This window comes from Duganella sp. FT27W, assembly GCF_009295655.1.
Lineage (GTDB): Bacteria > Pseudomonadota > Gammaproteobacteria > Burkholderiales > Burkholderiaceae_D > Rugamonas > Rugamonas zoogloeoides.
The window spans coordinates 1,078,554-1,093,658 of record NZ_WHIV01000001.1 but is presented as its reverse complement, the minus strand read 5'-3'; the positions used below and the strand labels follow the sequence as shown (position 1 = coordinate 1,093,658).

At 62.7% G+C, this 15,105-nt stretch carries 15 protein-coding genes; 6 read left to right on the top strand and 9 right to left on the bottom strand.

Annotated features, from left to right (window positions below):
• Positions 1-5: 5 nt before the first annotated feature.
• From mdcE to mdcA, 5 genes are read right to left on the bottom strand one after another with little or no spacing between them, the layout of a single operon-like run.
• A complete protein-coding gene (gene mdcE, locus F8197_RS04700; protein WP_152880346.1) occupies positions 6-830 on the bottom strand; it encodes a biotin-independent malonate decarboxylase subunit gamma in 825 nt (274 codons plus the stop codon).
• On the bottom strand, positions 830-1,675 hold the full coding sequence (locus F8197_RS04695; RefSeq protein ID WP_152880344.1) for a biotin-independent malonate decarboxylase subunit beta: 846 nt from the start codon (positions 1,673-1,675) through the stop codon (positions 830-832). Before F8197_RS04695 ends, mdcE begins: the two co-directional genes overlap by 1 nt.
• Positions 1,672-1,995, bottom strand: a complete 324-nt coding sequence (locus F8197_RS04690) for a malonate decarboxylase subunit delta (RefSeq protein ID WP_152880342.1) — start codon at positions 1,993-1,995, stop codon at positions 1,672-1,674. Before F8197_RS04690 ends, F8197_RS04695 begins: the two co-directional genes overlap by 4 nt.
• On the bottom strand, positions 1,976-2,890 hold the full coding sequence (locus F8197_RS04685) for a triphosphoribosyl-dephospho-CoA synthase (RefSeq protein ID WP_152880340.1): 915 nt from the start codon (positions 2,888-2,890) through the stop codon (positions 1,976-1,978). The genes F8197_RS04690 and F8197_RS04685 overlap by 20 nt, the downstream gene beginning before the upstream one ends.
• A complete protein-coding gene (gene mdcA / locus F8197_RS04680) occupies positions 2,890-4,551 on the bottom strand; it encodes a malonate decarboxylase subunit alpha (RefSeq protein WP_152880338.1) in 1,662 nt (553 codons plus the stop codon). Before mdcA ends, F8197_RS04685 begins: the two co-directional genes overlap by 1 nt.
• A gap of 309 nt (positions 4,552-4,860) precedes the next feature.
• Between mdcA and F8197_RS04675 the strand changes: the two genes are divergently transcribed.
• From F8197_RS04675 to F8197_RS04665, 3 genes are all read left to right on the top strand, one after another.
• Positions 4,861-5,778: a LysR family transcriptional regulator gene (locus F8197_RS04675; RefSeq protein ID WP_152880336.1), complete on the top strand. Its 918-nt coding sequence runs from the start codon at positions 4,861-4,863 to the stop codon at positions 5,776-5,778.
• A gap of 157 nt (positions 5,779-5,935) precedes the next feature.
• A complete protein-coding gene (locus F8197_RS04670; protein WP_152880335.1) occupies positions 5,936-7,483 on the top strand; it encodes a methyl-accepting chemotaxis protein in 1,548 nt (515 codons plus the stop codon).
• A 37-nt stretch (positions 7,484-7,520) separates the two neighbouring features.
• Positions 7,521-8,588, top strand: a complete 1,068-nt coding sequence (locus F8197_RS04665; RefSeq protein WP_152880333.1) for a porin — start codon at positions 7,521-7,523, stop codon at positions 8,586-8,588.
• Between the two features lie 72 nt (positions 8,589-8,660).
• Here the strand turns inward: F8197_RS04665 and F8197_RS04660 are convergent, their stop codons facing one another.
• Complete coding sequence (locus F8197_RS04660) at positions 8,661-9,050, bottom strand: DUF5329 domain-containing protein (protein WP_152880332.1); 390 nt, start codon at positions 9,048-9,050, stop codon at positions 8,661-8,663.
• Between the two features lie 65 nt (positions 9,051-9,115).
• Here F8197_RS04660 and F8197_RS04655 point away from each other — a divergent pair, with 65 nt between their 5' ends.
• The 3 genes from F8197_RS04655 (at position 9,116) to F8197_RS04645 (ending at position 12,612) form a co-directional block, all read left to right on the top strand.
• A complete protein-coding gene (locus F8197_RS04655) occupies positions 9,116-10,696 on the top strand; it encodes a phage tail sheath C-terminal domain-containing protein (RefSeq protein WP_152880330.1) in 1,581 nt (526 codons plus the stop codon).
• A gap of 233 nt (positions 10,697-10,929) precedes the next feature.
• Positions 10,930-12,348, top strand: a complete 1,419-nt coding sequence (locus F8197_RS04650) for a S8 family serine peptidase (protein ID WP_193333328.1) — start codon at positions 10,930-10,932, stop codon at positions 12,346-12,348.
• A 30-nt stretch (positions 12,349-12,378) separates the two neighbouring features.
• The gene (locus F8197_RS04645) at positions 12,379-12,612 is read left to right on the top strand and encodes a hypothetical protein (RefSeq protein WP_152880326.1); all 234 of its coding nucleotides are present in this window, start codon (positions 12,379-12,381) and stop codon (positions 12,610-12,612) included.
• Here F8197_RS04645 and F8197_RS04640 read toward each other — a convergent pair.
• From F8197_RS04640 to F8197_RS04630, 3 genes are all read right to left on the bottom strand, one after another.
• The gene (locus F8197_RS04640) at positions 12,609-13,049 is read right to left on the bottom strand and encodes a hypothetical protein (protein WP_152880324.1); all 441 of its coding nucleotides are present in this window, start codon (positions 13,047-13,049) and stop codon (positions 12,609-12,611) included. The two genes, F8197_RS04645 and F8197_RS04640, sit on opposite strands and share 4 nt — an antisense overlap.
• Before the next feature lie 18 nt (positions 13,050-13,067).
• Positions 13,068-13,916, bottom strand: coding sequence for a hypothetical protein (locus tag F8197_RS04635; RefSeq protein WP_152880322.1), 849 nt, complete (start codon positions 13,914-13,916; stop codon positions 13,068-13,070).
• A 134-nt stretch (positions 13,917-14,050) separates the two neighbouring features.
• Positions 14,051-15,079, bottom strand: a complete 1,029-nt coding sequence (locus F8197_RS04630) for a methionine synthase (protein ID WP_152880320.1) — start codon at positions 15,077-15,079, stop codon at positions 14,051-14,053.
• Positions 15,080-15,105: the final 26 nt, after the last annotated feature.

Sequence of the window (15,105 nt, the reverse complement as noted above, 5' to 3'; positions counted from 1 at the left end):
GTGGGTCAGGCGCTTGTCTCTCCTTTCCACTGCTCGCGCAGCAGTTGCCGGACGCGCCGCGAGGCGGCCCGGTGTTCGCCATCGAAACGGGTGGCGAGGTCTTTGCGGGTGTCGTTGGCGATATCGGCCAGCGCCGCTTCCAGCGTGGTCGTTACCAGCGCCACGTCGTCCGCTGACGGCGCCGATGCACTCGAAGGCTGCAGCACCTTCCACAACAAACCCAGCGACGCATAGCTGTGGATGTCGTACGCCATCGGCGGCACGCTTTGCGCCAGCGCCTCCAGCGCTTCCACCGAGCGCAGCGTGATGCGCGCAGCGGACGCCTTGCCCATCGCATGCACCATCACGCCAGCATCGTCGAAAGCGATCAGGCGGTTGGCCTGGTAGCCGTGGGCCAGGAAGGCGCCCGACATCGCCAGCCCGACGATCAGCCCGATCACCGGGTGGCCGGCCAGCCGCGCCTGGGCATAAGCGCCCGCCGCGCCGGCCAGCGCCTGGTGGATGCCGAAGGCTTCCTCGCGGCGGCCGTATGCCTGGCTGGTGACGTCGATCACGGCGACGATGGCGCGCTTGCTGGCAGACGCGCGGTCGGCATCGATGACCTCGTGCACGGCCTGCGCCAGCTGCCAGCCTTCGACCAGGCCCACTTCGCCGGTGCGGGCGCGCGGGAAGCGGTTAGCAGCGTCGGGCACCACGGCAATAAAACGCGCGGGTGCACCGGCCAGGCTGGCGTCGCGCACGCGCACTGCCGGCCAGTCATAAACATCGGCACCGCCAGCGAGCAGGTCGAGCCAGGTGCCACCGTTGGAGGTGTGGTTTGCGGTATTCATCAGAGATCCTTTCCGTACAGGGCGCGGACATCGGCCGCCTCCGGCTGGCCGGCAGTGTCGAAACGCGCCAGGCGTTCGAGGTAGTGGGCGTAACGGTCGCTGCGATGCTCCGGCGGCACGCCGGCGCGGAACAGGTCCACCACCAGGCTGCGCACCTGCGCCGTATCGTCGTCCACCAGCGCATCGGCCAGGCCGGTCGCTGCGCGCTGCTGGCCGCCGGTCAGGCCCCAGATGAGAGCGCGGTTGCGGGCGTCAAATTCGGCGATCCCCGCTTCCTGCTCGATCACCTGCGGGCCGTTCAGCCCCAGGCGCGCCTCGCGGGTGAGCGCCAGGTACGAGCACAGGCCGGCAGCGATCGACATGCCACCGTAGCAGCCCACGGTGCCGGCACTGACACCGATCACGGGACGGTAGCGGCGCAGATCGACGATGGCCGACTGGATTTCGGCAATCGCCGCCAGCCCCAGGTTGGCTTCCTGCAGCCGCACTCCGCCCGTCTCAAACACGATCACGGCCTGGGTGGGAATGCCGGCACGGTTGTCATCGGCCGCCAGCTCGAGCGCGCCGGCGATTTTTGCGCCGCCCACTTCGCCCATGCTGCCGCCCTGGAACGCGCCTTCGATGGCCAGCACCACGGTGGCCACGCCCTCGACCGTGCCCTTGGCCACGACCACCCCGTCATCGGACTGGGTGACCAGCTTTTGCTGCGCCAGCCACGGCGACGTGACGCGATCGAAAGGGCCGATCAGTTCGCGCATCGAGCCGGTGTCGAGCAGGGCGCGGGCGCGGTTGCGGGCGCTGCGCTCGATAAAGCTGTCGCGGTTCAGCAGTTGTTCGATATTCATGGTTGACCTCCAGCCGCTTGCGCTTCTTCGAACGCCTGCTCGATGCGCATGCGCACCACGCCGGGCGTGGCGCCGTTGTCGTTGATCTCGATGCTGGCCGCCGGCAGCGTGGCGTCGGTAAACACGCGTTCGAGCAGCGCTTTCCAGGTGCCGCCGTAGCCGTCCACCGAGGTTTGCACGGCAATGGTGGTCAGCACGCCGCCTTGCGGGGCCAAGAGCACCTCCAGGTCGCCCGATGCCACCACGCCGGTGACCACGCGGGCAACGATAGTGGGCGCAGCGGGCTGGCCAGCGGGGAATTCAAAATGCAGTCGTTCCATGTTGGGCCTCCGTAGCTTGTAATTGTGGGGTGATGCGGTGGTTCGGATGCGCGAGGCGGTCGAGCAGCAGCGTGGCCGCCAGCAGGTCCGCCGCGCCGCCGGGCGAGACGCCACGCGCCATCAGGTCGGCATCTAGCTCGCGCAAGGCCGCGCGGCCGGTATTTGTGCCGGCGCCACCGGCGTAAAGCACCGCCTTGGCGCCGCTCTGGGCGGCCGCCAGTGCCGCAGGGCCGCCGCGCGCCAGCAGGCAGGTGTCGTCCAGGTCGGCCATCACGGCCAGCAGCGCGTTCAATTGGGCGGCGGTTTCGCTGTCGCCCCGGGCGCGCGAGGCGTGCAGCATCGGCAGCGCCACGTCGGTCACGTGCGGGAACGCCGCCTCGGCCTGGCCGCGCGCGCCGCCCACGCCATAGATGCGGCGCACGGTCTCGCCCTTGTTGCCGGTGCTGGCCGGAGCGGCGGGATCGTGCAGCCGCGCCAGGGCGCCGGCCCGCGCCGCGATGGTGCGTGCATCGAAGTCGCCGTGGGCGGCCGCAGTGACCAGCAACCCGAGCGCCCAGATCGCGCCCCGGTGGGTGTTGACGCCGCCGGTGGCGTTCATCATCAGCGTTTCGCCGGCGCGGCCAATGGCGCCGATGCGCAGGCGCAGCGCAGGCAGGTCGTCCATCGTGGCGCCCGCATGGGCCATGGCTTCGAAGGCGGGGCGCAGCGCGTGGGCCGAGCGGCACATCAGCAGCCAGCTCAAGTCGGTGTGGGCGCCGCTGCCGCGCATGTCCACCAGGCCCGGTTTTGGTGTGAGCATGGCTTCGTCCACCAGTACGGTGACCGCAATGTCGGCCAGCGCGGCGCCATTCAAGTCCACTGGCACGGTGCGGGAAAGTTCGGTCAGCATCGTCATTACCAGCTCCTGAATTTGGCAGGTGGGTCGTACAGGCCATCGGACCAGTCAACCAGGTCGGCGATGCTCTTGGCGGCCAGCAGCGAGCGCGTGGCCTGCGCCCGTTGCACGCCCAAGTCTTCCGGCAGCGCGATCAGGCCCTCCTGGCGCATGCGAGCAGTCTGTTTCGGATCGTGGCGCAGGCCGACGGGCGTGACGCCCGCCACCGCCGCCAGCATGGCCTTGCGCTCTTCCAGGTTGCGCGCCTTGTACAGGTAGGCGATGCCTTCCTCGGTCAGCACGTGGCTGACGTCGTCGCCGTAAATCATCACCGGCGCCAGCGGCATGCCGGACGCCTTGCCGACGGCGACGGCGTCGAGGGATTCGACGATGGTGGGCTGGGTGCCGTCCTGGAAGGTTTCCACCATCTGCACCACCAGCTTGCGGCCGCGCGAGAGCGGGTCGTCGCCTTCGATCAGGTCCAGCCAGGCCGGCGTGGCGTGGCGGCGGCCGTGCGGGTCGTGGCCCATGTTCGGCGCGCCGCCAAAGCCGGTGAGCCGGCCGTGCGTGACGGTCGATGAATTGCCCAGGCCATCCATTTGCAGGGTGGCGCCGATGAACAGGTCCACCGCGTACTGGCCGGCCATCTGGCACAGCAGGCGGTTCGAGCGCATGGAGCCGTCGCGACCGGTGAAGAACACGTCGGGGCGGGCGGCCGTGTAGGCTTCCATGCCCAGTTCGGCGCCGAAGCAATGCACGCTGTCCACCCAGCCGCTTTCGATGGCAGGGATCAGCGTGGGGTGCGGATTCAGGGTCCAGTGGCGGCAGATCTTGCCCTTCAAGCCCAGTTGCTCGCCATAGGTGGGCAGCAGCAGCTCGATGGCGGCGGTATTAAAACCGATGCCGTGGTTCAGTGACTGCACGTTGTGGCGCTCATAGACGCCACGGATCGCCATCATCCCCATCAGCACGTGCACGGGCTTGATCAGGCGCGGGTCGCGGGTGAACAGCGGCTCGATATAGAACGGCTTGTCGGCCTGCACCACGAAGTCGATCCACGAGCCGGGAATGTCCACGCGCGGCAGGTCGCCGGGATCGTCGACGATCTGGTTCACCTGGGCGATCACGATGCCATCGTGGAAGGCGGCCGCTTCCACCAGCGCCGGCGTGTCCTCGGTGCTGGGGCCCGTGTACAGGTTGCCCTGGCGGTCGGCCATGTAGCCGGCCACCAGCACCACGTTGGGCGCCAGGTCCACGTACAGCCGCGCATACAGTTCCACGTAGGTGTGCAGCGCGCCCACTTGTAGCACGCCGTCCTGCAGCAGTTGCGAGATGCGCAGGCTCTGGGCGCCGGCAAAGGCGAAATCGAGCTTGTTGGCGATGCCGCGCTCGAACAGGTCCAGGTGCTGCGGCAGGCTCACGCTGGGCATGATCATGTGCAGCTTGTTGACCTTGTCGGCATTCATTTGCACCATGGCGCGGGCCAGGAAATCGGCCTGTTTCTGGTTGTTCCCTTCGAGGACCACGCGGTCGCCGCTGGCGATCAGGAGCGAGAGCGCATCGACGATGGCGTCGGTGCCGATGATGGGGCCGTCGCTGAGGTGGCGGACGGAGTCGCGGCGGCGGCGCTTTTCCTGGCGCCGCGTGTCCCACTGGCGCGGCGGCTTGCTGCTGTTGTTCATATTGTCTCCTGTCATTACGTTCTCGACATAAGCTGGATGTCTGACAGGACCCAGCATAGGCCGCAATACCGTCCAGTTCAATCAACCGCAGCGCCTCAACGTTTACCTTCAGGTTAACTATCGCTATACTGAGAACCTATCCCGGCAGGGAGTGAGGCGCTGCTTGCGCGCCTCGGCAGCGGGGCCGGCGTTGCTCGTCATCGCATGGGCTACCATGCTTCTTCCTCGCGCCTTGCCCCCGCTACCGATGCATCGCAATCCGCTGCCTCCTCCCTACCGGGATAGGTTCTGGCCCAAAGGAGAATCCCTATGATCGACGAAGAAATCACGCTCAAGAAACTGGAAATCTTCCTGGCTTTCATGCGCCTGGGCAGCCTGGCGCGGGTGTCGGACGAGGTCGGGCAAAGCGTGGTCAGCGTGCACCGGGCGCTGCATTCGCTGGAAGAAGGCTTGCGCTGCCAGCTGTTTGCGCGCGAAGGCCGCAAGCTGACTGCCCAGCCGGCCGCATTTGCCCTGGCCACGCATGCGCAGCGGGCTGTCAACGAGGCGGAAGAGGGTATCCGCAAGGTGCGCGAAATCGCCGGTTTCAACAGTGGCCGGCTGCGCATCGGCTCGCTGTACTCGCTGACCTTGCGCTGTATTCCGCACCTGCTGATGGGCCTGAAATTGCGCCGTCCCGAGCTGCACGTCGATCTCACGCTCGGCTCCAACAAGGATTTGCTGCAAGGCCTGGCCGACGGCCGTCTCGACGCCGTGGTCATCGGCTTGCAAGCACCGAGCGATGACGGCCGCCTGATCGCCATTCCCATGTTCGAGGACGAGGTGCGGCTGGCCGCGCCGCTCGGTTCTCCCTACGCGGGCGCGGCCCAGGTGGACTTGCGCCAGCTGCGCCACGAGCAATGGATCACGCTGGGCGCCGGTTTCGTGACGGCAGACAGTTTCAACCACGCATTCCGCCAGGCCGGCTTCGAGCCGGAAACCGCGATGCAGGTCAGCGACATTTTCTCACTGATCAACCTGGTGGGCAGCGGCATGGGCTACAGCCTGCTGCCGGCGCGGGTGGCCGAGTACAGCGCCCGCATCGAGCTGATCGCGCTGGCGGCGCCGTATGCATCGCACCAGGTGATTTCGCTGCTGATGCTCAAATCGCGCGAGCGCGATCCGAACCTGCTGGCCCTGGCGGCCGAGTCGCGCATGTTCGACAACGGCAAGCGCCGACACAATTGAAGATTGGCTTTTTACGCAACATGGATTAACTTCTACCAGATTCAGCTAAAAAGCCACAAATTCAATCTCATTCATCGAAGCCATGCCGGTTTGATCGACTTTTAAAAAGCCGGTCGCTATGATTATGTTTCTAAAAGGAAAATAATCCGGAGGCGACATGCAGTGGTTTTATGATTTAAAGATCGGCAAAAAGCTGATCATTTCGTTCGCTATCCTCACCGTTTTTACCTGCGCACTGGGCCTGTTCTCGATCGCGCAAATGACCAAGGTCAGCCAGGCGTCCAGCGATATCGCCACCAACTGGCTGCCGGCAGTGCGCTACCTGGGGCAAATGCAGAATTCGCTCTCGCGCTACCGCATCTCCGAATCGACCCACATCCTGCTCACCACCGAAGAAGACATGGTGGCCACCGACAAGTCGATGGCCACCCGGCTCGAAACCCTGTCCAAGCAGCAGGCGTCGTACGCTGCCTTGGTGTCCGAGCCAGAAGAAAAGCGCATCTACGCCGAGCTGCAAAAGTCGCTCGCCGACTACATGGCGCAAAGCAAAAAGCTCACCGGCCTGTCGCACGCGGGCAGCAAGGAAGAGGCGCGCACGCTGTTCCGGGGCGCTTCCAATAAGCTGTTCCGCCAGGTGAACGAGCAGCTCGAAGCGCTGGTCAAGATCAACGACGACGGCAGCGCAGCGTCCGACGAGCAGGCGTCCGCTACGTTCGCCCTATCACGCAACCTGATCCTGGGCGTGCTGGCGGTGCTGATCGTAGTCGGCATGGCGCTGGCCGTGTGGGTGGCGCGCATCGTGTCGCGGCCGTTGCAGGAGGCGGTGGAAGTGGCCCAGCGCGTGGCCAACGGCGACCTGACCGCCAACATCGCACGCGGCGGCGCCGACGAGACCGGCCAGTTGATGGCGGCCCTGGGCCTGATGAACGCCAGCTTGTTGCGCGTGGTCGGCGAAGTTCGCAGCGGCACCGACACCATCGCCACCGCCTCGGCCGAGATCGCCAGCGGCAACCTCGACCTCTCGAGCCGCACCGAGGAGCAGGCCAGTTCGCTGGAAGAAACCGCGTCGGCCATGGAAGAGTTGACGTCCACCGTCAAGCAGAATGCCGACAACTCGCGCCACGCCAAGAAACTGGCGCAATCGGCTTCGACCATCGCCGGCGATTGCGGCAAGGTCGTGGGCGAAGTGATCACCACCATGGAATCGATCAGCGCGTCGTCACGCAAGATCGTCGACATCATCAGCGTGATCGACGGTATCGCGTTCCAGACCAATATCCTGGCCCTGAACGCTGCCGTCGAAGCAGCTCGGGCAGGCGAGCAGGGCCGGGGCTTTGCCGTGGTCGCGACCGAAGTGCGCAACCTGGCCCACCGCAGCGCGGCAGCCGCCAAGGAAATCAAGGTGCTGATCGACGACTCGGTGGTGCAGGTAGGTTCCGGCACATCGCAAGTGCAGCAGGCCGGTAAGTCGATGAACGACATGCTCGAGAGCGTGCGCCGCGTGAGTGAAGTAGTGACCGAGATTACCGCCGCCAGCGAAGAGCAGAGCGTGGGCATCGAAGAAGTGAACCGCGCCGTGATCCAGATGGACCAGGTAACGCAACAGAATGCCGCGCTGGTGGAAGAAGCCGCCGCAGCGGCAGCGGCATTGCAGGAACAGTCGGCCAACCTGGCGGCGGTCGTCAGCGTCTTCCGCCTGGCATAGACAAACAACACGATAATAATTAACTGAGGAGATCTCCATGCATAAGACCACCGTCATCGCCGGCGCCGTACTGGCCGCCGTCTGCGCAGTCGTTCCGGCCGCCGCGCAATCGAACGTCACGCTGTACGGACTGCTCGACACGGGCGTGGAAAACCTGACCCATGCGGGACCGGGCGGCAGCGCCACGCGGGTGAGCTCGGGCGGCATGAACAACTCGCGCTTCGGCTTCCGTGGCACCGAGGATCTGGGCGGCGGCCTGAAAGCCGTGTTCAATCTCGAAGGCGGTTTGCTGACCGACATCGGCGGCTCCGATGGCGGCGGCCTGTTCCGGCGTCAGGCCAACGTGGGCCTGGAAGGTTCGTTCGGCCGGGTGGTCCTGGGCCGTTCGTTTACCACCGTGTATGATTTCATCGTGCCGTTCGACCCGATGGCATACGCGCCGTACTACTCGTGGGCCTCGAGCGGCTCGGCCTCGAACGTCAACAGCTACGGCATGATCACGTCGGCCGACAACATCGTCAAATATTCGCTGGAAACCGGGCCACTCAAATTCGGCGCCACGTATGCCTTCGGCGAACAGAGCACCGGTACCGCCGACGGCGCGAGGATGCAGGTAGCCGCTACCTACACGGCCGGCATGTTCTCGGTAATCGGCTCGGCCGAACAAGGCAACGGCAACAAAGTTGCTGCCACCAATCGCCACGACACCAGCAATATCTACCACCTGGGCGGCATGGTCACTGCCGGCGACTTCAAGGTGCAACTGGTAGGCCGCAGCTACAAGAACGAATCGAACAACCGCGCCTTGCCCGATGTGCGCGCCAACACCTACTGGGCCGGCCTGACCTACAAGGCCGGCCCGGCGTTGACGCTGGTCGGCGCCATCTACTACACCGACGTGCGCAACGTGGCGGCCCGTACTGATGCCGATCCGAAGATGTACGTGACCCGCGCCCGCTACGCGCTGTCCAAGCGCACCGACGTGTACGTGACGGCAGCGTATGCCAAGGCCAAGAACGGCAAGCTGATCAGCCTGTCACGTGCCGATGCGGGGTTTTCCGATAGCCAGCGCGGCTTGATGGCCGGCGTGCAGCATCGGTTCTGATGTGCTGGTAAGTGTAATGATGCCGTGTTAGTCGAGGTGGCCCGGCTTGATTGTCCGGCTTTAACGCGGGGACTACTTCGGCGGGGCGGCTTTGGCGCGGATGGTTTGCAGTTCGGTGGTCAGCCAGGTCTGGCTGGCCACGGGCTGGCTGTCAGCACACCGCACCTGGTAGGGCGTGCCCGACATGCTGCTCGAGCTCGCTGCCAGCTTGATGAACTGCTCGGTGCCATCAAGCTTGTTTTTCTCCACGAGGTAATTCAATTTTTTCGCCAGGTGCGCCTTGGCGTCGGCGGAGCTATACCAGCTGCCGTTGCGGTTGAACTGGCAGCCGGATGTACCCAGGCGATTGAGCAGGGCATCGATTTCGGCGCGGGAAGTGGCCGGCAGGTCGGCGGCGAATGTGGGGGACGCGGCGGATGCCAGCGTAACGAGTATGACGGCGAGAATATTTGTTGTGCGCATAGGGGAATGATACTGCCTTTTTACGTGATATATTTATTGCTCATGAGCCACTTTTTACTTTGAACATGACATCTGCTTATGCAACCCCGGGCGTGTACATCCAGGAACTCAACGCCTTTCCCAACTCGGTGGTGGCGGTGGCATCCGCCGTTCCCGCATTTATTGGTTACACCCCGGTCGCTGCGTACCAGGGCAAGTCATATGCCAATGTCGCGGTAAAAATCACCAGCTTCGCGGACTTCCAGGCCTATTTTACGCTGCCCGATCCGCCGGCGCCGCTGGATCCGGCGGTGCAATATGCTCCCGGTTATTACCTGGTGGCGCAAAAAACCCAGCCGGCTTCGGGCGAATACATCTTACTCGATGGCGTGTATTACGCGGTCCTGCCCGACCCGAGCACGATTTACTATCTGTACAACAGCGTGCGCCTGTTTTACCAGAATGGCGGTGGCGACGCGTATATCGTTTCGGTGGGTACCTATGGCGCCGCAAGTGGCAAGCCGATCACCGATCCGGCAGCGCAGATCGTCAATCCCAACGTGAAACTGGCCGACTTGCAACGCGGTCTGGCGCTGCTGAAGACCGAGCAGGAACCGACCATGTATCTGTGTCCCGATGCCACGCTGATGTCATTGGCCGATAACGCCATCTTGAATCCGGCGATGTTGCAGCAAGCAACGGCAATGGGGACGGCGGTATGCCTGCTCGATATCATTGGCGGCGCCCAACCCGATCCGATCCAGTACACCGACGACATCGCCAATTTTCGCAACAGTACCGGCATTAACGGACTGCGTTACGGCATCAGCTACTACCCGTTTCTCGGCACGACCATCATGCAAACGGGCGAACTCGATTTCACCAATTTGTTCGGTGGCGATACGACCAGGCTCAATTCTTTGCTGAGCCCGGCATCGGCGCCGAATCCGCAAGCAGTACAAATCCTCACCCAGATCCAGCATCCATCGGCCAAGCCGATGACCAACAGGCAGTTGCAGGCGGCGCTGGTGGCGGCCAGCCCTGTCTATGCCCGGATCATGGCGTCGGTGACCGAGTTGGCCAATATTCTGCCGCCAAGTGGCGCGATGGCGGGCGTGTACACCGTCACCGACAACACGGACGGCCCCTGGTGCTCGCCAGCTAATTGTCCCATCACCGGCGCAGTCAGCCTGCCGATTCTGCTGTCGGACAGCCAGCAGGCCACCCTGAATATCGATGAGGCCACCGGTAAATCGATCAATGCCATCCGCTTGTTCAATGGCCAGGGCATCCTGGTGTGGGGCGCGCGCACCCTCGATGGCAATAGCCAGGACTGGCGTTATATCGCAGTGCGCCGGACCATGATTTACCTCGAGCAGTCGATCAGGGAGGCGGCGCGTGCCTATGTTTTCCAGCCTAACGATGCCAATACCTGGGCTGCCGTCAAAAGCATGATCGGCAGCTTCCTCACCGATGTGTGGAAACAGGGAGGGTTGCAGGGCGCATCGCCGGGCGATACCTACCAGGTCGATATCGGCCTGGGTGTCACGATGACACCCGAAGATATCCAGAACGGCATCATGCGCGTATCGGTGAAGGTGGCCGTGCAGCGGCCGGCGGAATTCATCGTGATCACGTTCGAGCAGCAACAGGCAACATCGGACTGATCTGTAGATGTTGTTGCGCGCAGACAGTTCAAAAAATATATGTTGGTTATCCGATATATATTATTTTAAAAGTAATATGATCGGGTGACACCCATGGTAGAGGTAATCATATGGCATCCCGATCGCGCAACACGGCAACCGATATTCAACGCTACCTGCTGTTACCTAAACGGGGTCTGCACTCCGAGGCGCTACGGGAGCCGCTTGCATCCCCCCAGCTTTTTTCCTCTGTAATGTCAGCCAGGTTGGACTTGCAGGGTGCCGCCAGAACGGCTGTCCAGCCGGCTGCGGCCGTCAAGATCGTGCATTCCAGCGCAGACAGCGGCCCCAAACTGGTAGAGCTGAGCGATGTCGCAGCCACTGCCTTGAAGGCCAGCAATGCCGGCATCAGGCTGGTGCCGCTGGTGCGCTACGAGATCGCCCGCAGCCCCCGGTGGCAGATCCTGCAGCCAGCGGCCGTTCGCAGCAAGGCGGCTGCGGCAGCGGCGCCGGGCTTGAAGATCAAGGTGGTCGATACCGTCAGTGGCAGGCCCGTCAGGGGCGCCATGGTGGTCGCGTTTACGAATTTCGCCGGCCAGGAAGGCGCGCAGGGCACCAGCAATGCGAAAGGCGAGGTCACCTTGCAGTTTTCCACTGTGAGCAAGACGCTGGACTTGTTGCTGATCTACGGTCCCGCCGGCTACTGGGGACTGTGCGAGCGCACCCGCAAGATCAAGAACGGCGACAGTGTCGGTATTGCCCCCATTGACCTGGCGGTGCCGGATTTCCTCGCCACCGTCTATGGCGAACATCCCGCCGAGGCTGGCCACGGCGTGCGGGTGGGCGTGATCGATACCGGTGTCGATGGCAAGCATCCTGATTTAAAAGTGCTGGGCGGCGCCGCGTTTGTCGCCGATGAGAATGATGCCGGTGGCTGGGGACCGGCCAAGGAGCAAGGCGAGCACGGCACCCATGTGGCGGGCATCATCGCCTCCCGTGGCCAGCAACCGACCGGCAAACCCGGCGTGGCCCCGGGCGTGGCGCTGTACAGTTACCGAGTATTTCCCAACGCCGGCGGCGGCGCCACCAACTACGACATCTTGCGCGCGATCGAGCAGGGGGTACAAGACCAGTGCGACTTGCTGAACCTGAGCCTGGGCGGCGCGTCGCCCGATGAGGCCGTGCACGACGCCATCAAGGAGGCATATGATAATGGCACTTTATGCATTGTCGCGGCCGGCAATGACGGACGCCAGCCGGTTTCCTATCCCGCCGCATGGACCGAGTCCGTTGCGGTGTCAGCCGCTGGCAGGCAGGGTACTTTTCCCGCCAACTCGTCCGAACTACTGGACGTGGCGCCGCCGGCAGCCACTACCGATGAACAGCTTTTCATTGCGCAGTTTTCCAACGTGGGACCGGAAATCGACCTGACCGGTCCGGGCGTCGGCATCGTCTCGACGCTGCCCGGTGGCGGCTACGGTGTGATGAGCGGCACGTCGATGGCGTGTCCGGCCGCAGCCGGCGCCGCAGCCGCGTTGCTGGCCGCCCAGCCCAAGGTGCTCAAAATGAAACGGAACCGCGACCGGTCCACGGCCATGCTGGCCGTGATCAATGCTGCGGCAAAACCGCTCGGCTTTCCCAAGGACCTGGAGGGACTGGGGATGCTGCCCTGATTGGGCCGGTGATCATGCTATATTGAGTATATGAGCCAAGTTATCCTGCGACGTACCGCTGATGCCACCATCTCCACCGAGGAAGCGCTTTCCATGGTGGGCGCGACCATCGACGGGCGCGTCATTCATCACAGCGGCGACAATTTGCTGGTCGATGTTGCGGCCGGCGAACTGGATGCGCTCAAGAGCAAATTGACGGGCTGGGTTGTGTCGCCGCAGCAGGAACGGATACCCGTTCCGGACACGCGGCGGCGCATCGTCTAGCTGGCGTGGTCTCGGCTATTTTCCGAAGGTGGTGATTTTGACGCCTTCACCGCATCGTCCAGGTTCTTGACGGCGGCTATCATCCCCAGCAAGTTCCCGGTAGGAATGGTAGCAGCCAAGCCGATCAGGGCGGTGGTAATGCCGATCATCGCCTTCGCGTCTATGATGTGCTTCAGTGCTTCCCTGGCAGATTCGGTGGCACGGTCCAGTGCTGCCAGGCTGATCTTGCCATCGTCGAGAGCGATGCCAACGGCCTGGGTAGTGAGGTCGGTCGCCAGATTGAGCAGCGTTACTTCCAGCGATTGCAGTTGGGCCCTGTCCTTTTTTGGAATGGCGTCCCATTGGCTAAACACACGGTCGCCCACCGCCACCGCTGCCAGCCGAAATTGCTTGGCCAGTTGCAACGCCTGTTTTGCAGCCAAGATATTGTCGCTCATGGTCACCCCCATATAGTTTTACTCGGCTGCACGCACGGCAACGTAAGCGGCGCGAATCTGCCGGGTCTGCTTTGCGAGTTGCGATAGAACTTCCTTGTCCGATATCCGGTTACGGTTGTCGTACAGCGACTGATGCGCAGCGGCTATCTTCTGCAAGGTCTCGATATATTTGGGAATAGCCCGGGCGCGCGCCGCGTAAGCAGGCTTGCCGAGCTCGAGATTTGCGTACGCCATTTGCGCGGCAACCGGTTCGCGCATGGTGTCGTCCTTGCTTTTTTCCTCGGCCATGCCGATCAGGGTCCGATGGTAGCTGACGAAAGCCGTGTGCTCGGTGTCCAGGGACTCAGCGAAGCCTTCCATCACCACGGTCATGGAAGCAATCACTTTTTGCAGGGGCCCATTGGCATTCTCGACCACCTGCTTCAATTCCCGTTGTTGATAGGCGCTGGCGAGCGCATTGGTCAATGCCTTGCCGAGTGCTCTGACAGCCTCTGCTTTTTCCTCGGTGAGGTAGCGGGCTTCTGCTGCTGCATCGACCATTGCGTCAAGCTCGGGATCGAAACTTGGCGTCTCGTCCCCGGCCAGGTCAGCCAGGGCGCTCATGTAGGCGGAAATGGATTTGTGATAGATCGCCAGTTCCGCACTTTGTTTCTTGCGCTCTTCTGCAACCCGTGTCAGGTGATCGCGCTGTGCAGTATCGGCCCAAAACGTGAAGGCTTTTCTGACTTCCGGGCTCTGCACGTAGTCATTGGTCAGCCTGGTATAGCTGGCGCCATCGGCCGACATCCTGCCGAATTCCTGGATCGCACCGAGGTTGGCGCATCCGGTGAGGATCAGCGCAATCGCCAGCACGGCTGGCCGGGTCATTGAGTTGAACAATTTATCCCCCCATGGTTTAACCGATTGGCAAGCCACAAACCGATGGCCACCCAAGCGATAACACTACTATTATTTAAATCATAAGGGGGAGAATTTTTAATGTATTTTTGCCACTCCAGCTATCAGGCTGACAGTTCTCTCCGGATAATCTCCGCACCGGCACTGAGCGCTTTGAGTTTTCCTCTGGCGACGTGGCGCGGCAAAGGCGCCATGCCGCAGTTGGTGCAAGGGTAGAGCTTGTCGGCATCGACGAACTGCAGCGCCTTGCGCAAGGTATTGGCGACTTCCTCGGGCGTTTCAATCACATGGCTGGCCACGTCGATGGCCCCGACCATCACTTTTTTGCCACGGATGAGCTCAATCAGGTCGATCGGCACATGCGAGTTGTGGCATTCCAGCGAGATGATATCGATACTGGACTTCTGCAACTTGGGGAAGGATTCTTCGTATTGGCGCCACTCGGACCCCAGCGTATTTTTCCAGTCGGTATTGGCTTTGATACCGTAGCCATAGCAGATATGGACGGCAGTTTCGCACTTGAGCCCTTCGATCGCCCGCTCCAGCGTGGCAACGCCCCAATCGTTCACTTCATCGAAAAACACATTGAATGCCGGTTCGTCGAACTGGATGATGTCGACGCCGGCCGCTTCCAGTTCCCGCGCTTCCTGGTTGAGGATCTTGGCGAACTCCCAGGCCAGTTTTTCGCGGCTCTTGTAGTGGCTGTCGTAGAGCGTATCGATCATCGTCATCGGGCCTGGCAGGGCCCACTTGATCGGTTGGTCGGTTTGCCGGCGTAAGAATTTGGCGTCTTCCACGAACACCGGTTTCTGGCGGCTCACCGCGCCGACGACGGTCGGCACGCTGGCATCGTAGCGATCGCGTATCCTGACGGTCTCGCGTTTTTCAAAATCGACGCCGCTCAGATGCTCGATAAACGTGGTGACAAAATGCTGGCGGGTTTGCTCGCCATCGCTGACGATATCGATGCCGGCTTGCTGCTGCTCCTGCAGCGCCAGCAGCAACGCATCCTGTTTGCCCTCCGCCAGTTCTTCGCCTTGCAATTTCCAGGGCGACCAGAGTTTTTCAGGCTGTGCCAGCCAGGATGGTTTGGGCAAGCTGCCGGCGGTTGAAGTCGGTAATATTTTTTTCATGATGAGGTCTTTGTGCAGGTCGGTCG

Excerpts from the sequence above, each read along its gene's own strand:
- mdcE (WP_152880346.1), bottom strand. The coding sequence starts at position 830 with ATGAATACCGCAAACCACACCTCCAACGGTGGCACCTGGCTCGACCTG.
- F8197_RS04695 (WP_152880344.1), bottom strand. The coding sequence starts at position 1,675 with ATGAATATCGAACAACTGCTGAACCGCGACAGCTTTATCGAGCGCAGC.
- F8197_RS04690 (WP_152880342.1), bottom strand. The coding sequence starts at position 1,995 with ATGGAACGACTGCATTTTGAATTCCCCGCTGGCCAGCCCGCTGCGCCC.
- F8197_RS04685 (WP_152880340.1), bottom strand. The coding sequence starts at position 2,890 with ATGACGATGCTGACCGAACTTTCCCGCACCGTGCCAGTGGACTTGAAT.
- mdcA (WP_152880338.1), bottom strand. The coding sequence starts at position 4,551 with ATGAACAACAGCAGCAAGCCGCCGCGCCAGTGGGACACGCGGCGCCAG.
- F8197_RS04675 (WP_152880336.1), top strand. The coding sequence starts at position 4,861 with ATGATCGACGAAGAAATCACGCTCAAGAAACTGGAAATCTTCCTGGCT.
- F8197_RS04670 (WP_152880335.1), top strand. The coding sequence starts at position 5,936 with ATGCAGTGGTTTTATGATTTAAAGATCGGCAAAAAGCTGATCATTTCG.
- F8197_RS04665 (WP_152880333.1), top strand. The coding sequence starts at position 7,521 with ATGCATAAGACCACCGTCATCGCCGGCGCCGTACTGGCCGCCGTCTGC.
- F8197_RS04660 (WP_152880332.1), bottom strand. The coding sequence starts at position 9,050 with ATGCGCACAACAAATATTCTCGCCGTCATACTCGTTACGCTGGCATCC.
- F8197_RS04655 (WP_152880330.1), top strand. The coding sequence starts at position 9,116 with ATGACATCTGCTTATGCAACCCCGGGCGTGTACATCCAGGAACTCAAC.
- F8197_RS04650 (WP_193333328.1), top strand. The coding sequence starts at position 10,930 with ATGTCAGCCAGGTTGGACTTGCAGGGTGCCGCCAGAACGGCTGTCCAG.
- F8197_RS04645 (WP_152880326.1), top strand. The coding sequence starts at position 12,379 with ATGAGCCAAGTTATCCTGCGACGTACCGCTGATGCCACCATCTCCACC.
- F8197_RS04640 (WP_152880324.1), bottom strand. The coding sequence starts at position 13,049 with ATGAGCGACAATATCTTGGCTGCAAAACAGGCGTTGCAACTGGCCAAG.
- F8197_RS04635 (WP_152880322.1), bottom strand. The coding sequence starts at position 13,916 with ATGACCCGGCCAGCCGTGCTGGCGATTGCGCTGATCCTCACCGGATGC.
- F8197_RS04630 (WP_152880320.1), bottom strand. The coding sequence starts at position 15,079 with ATGAAAAAAATATTACCGACTTCAACCGCCGGCAGCTTGCCCAAACCA.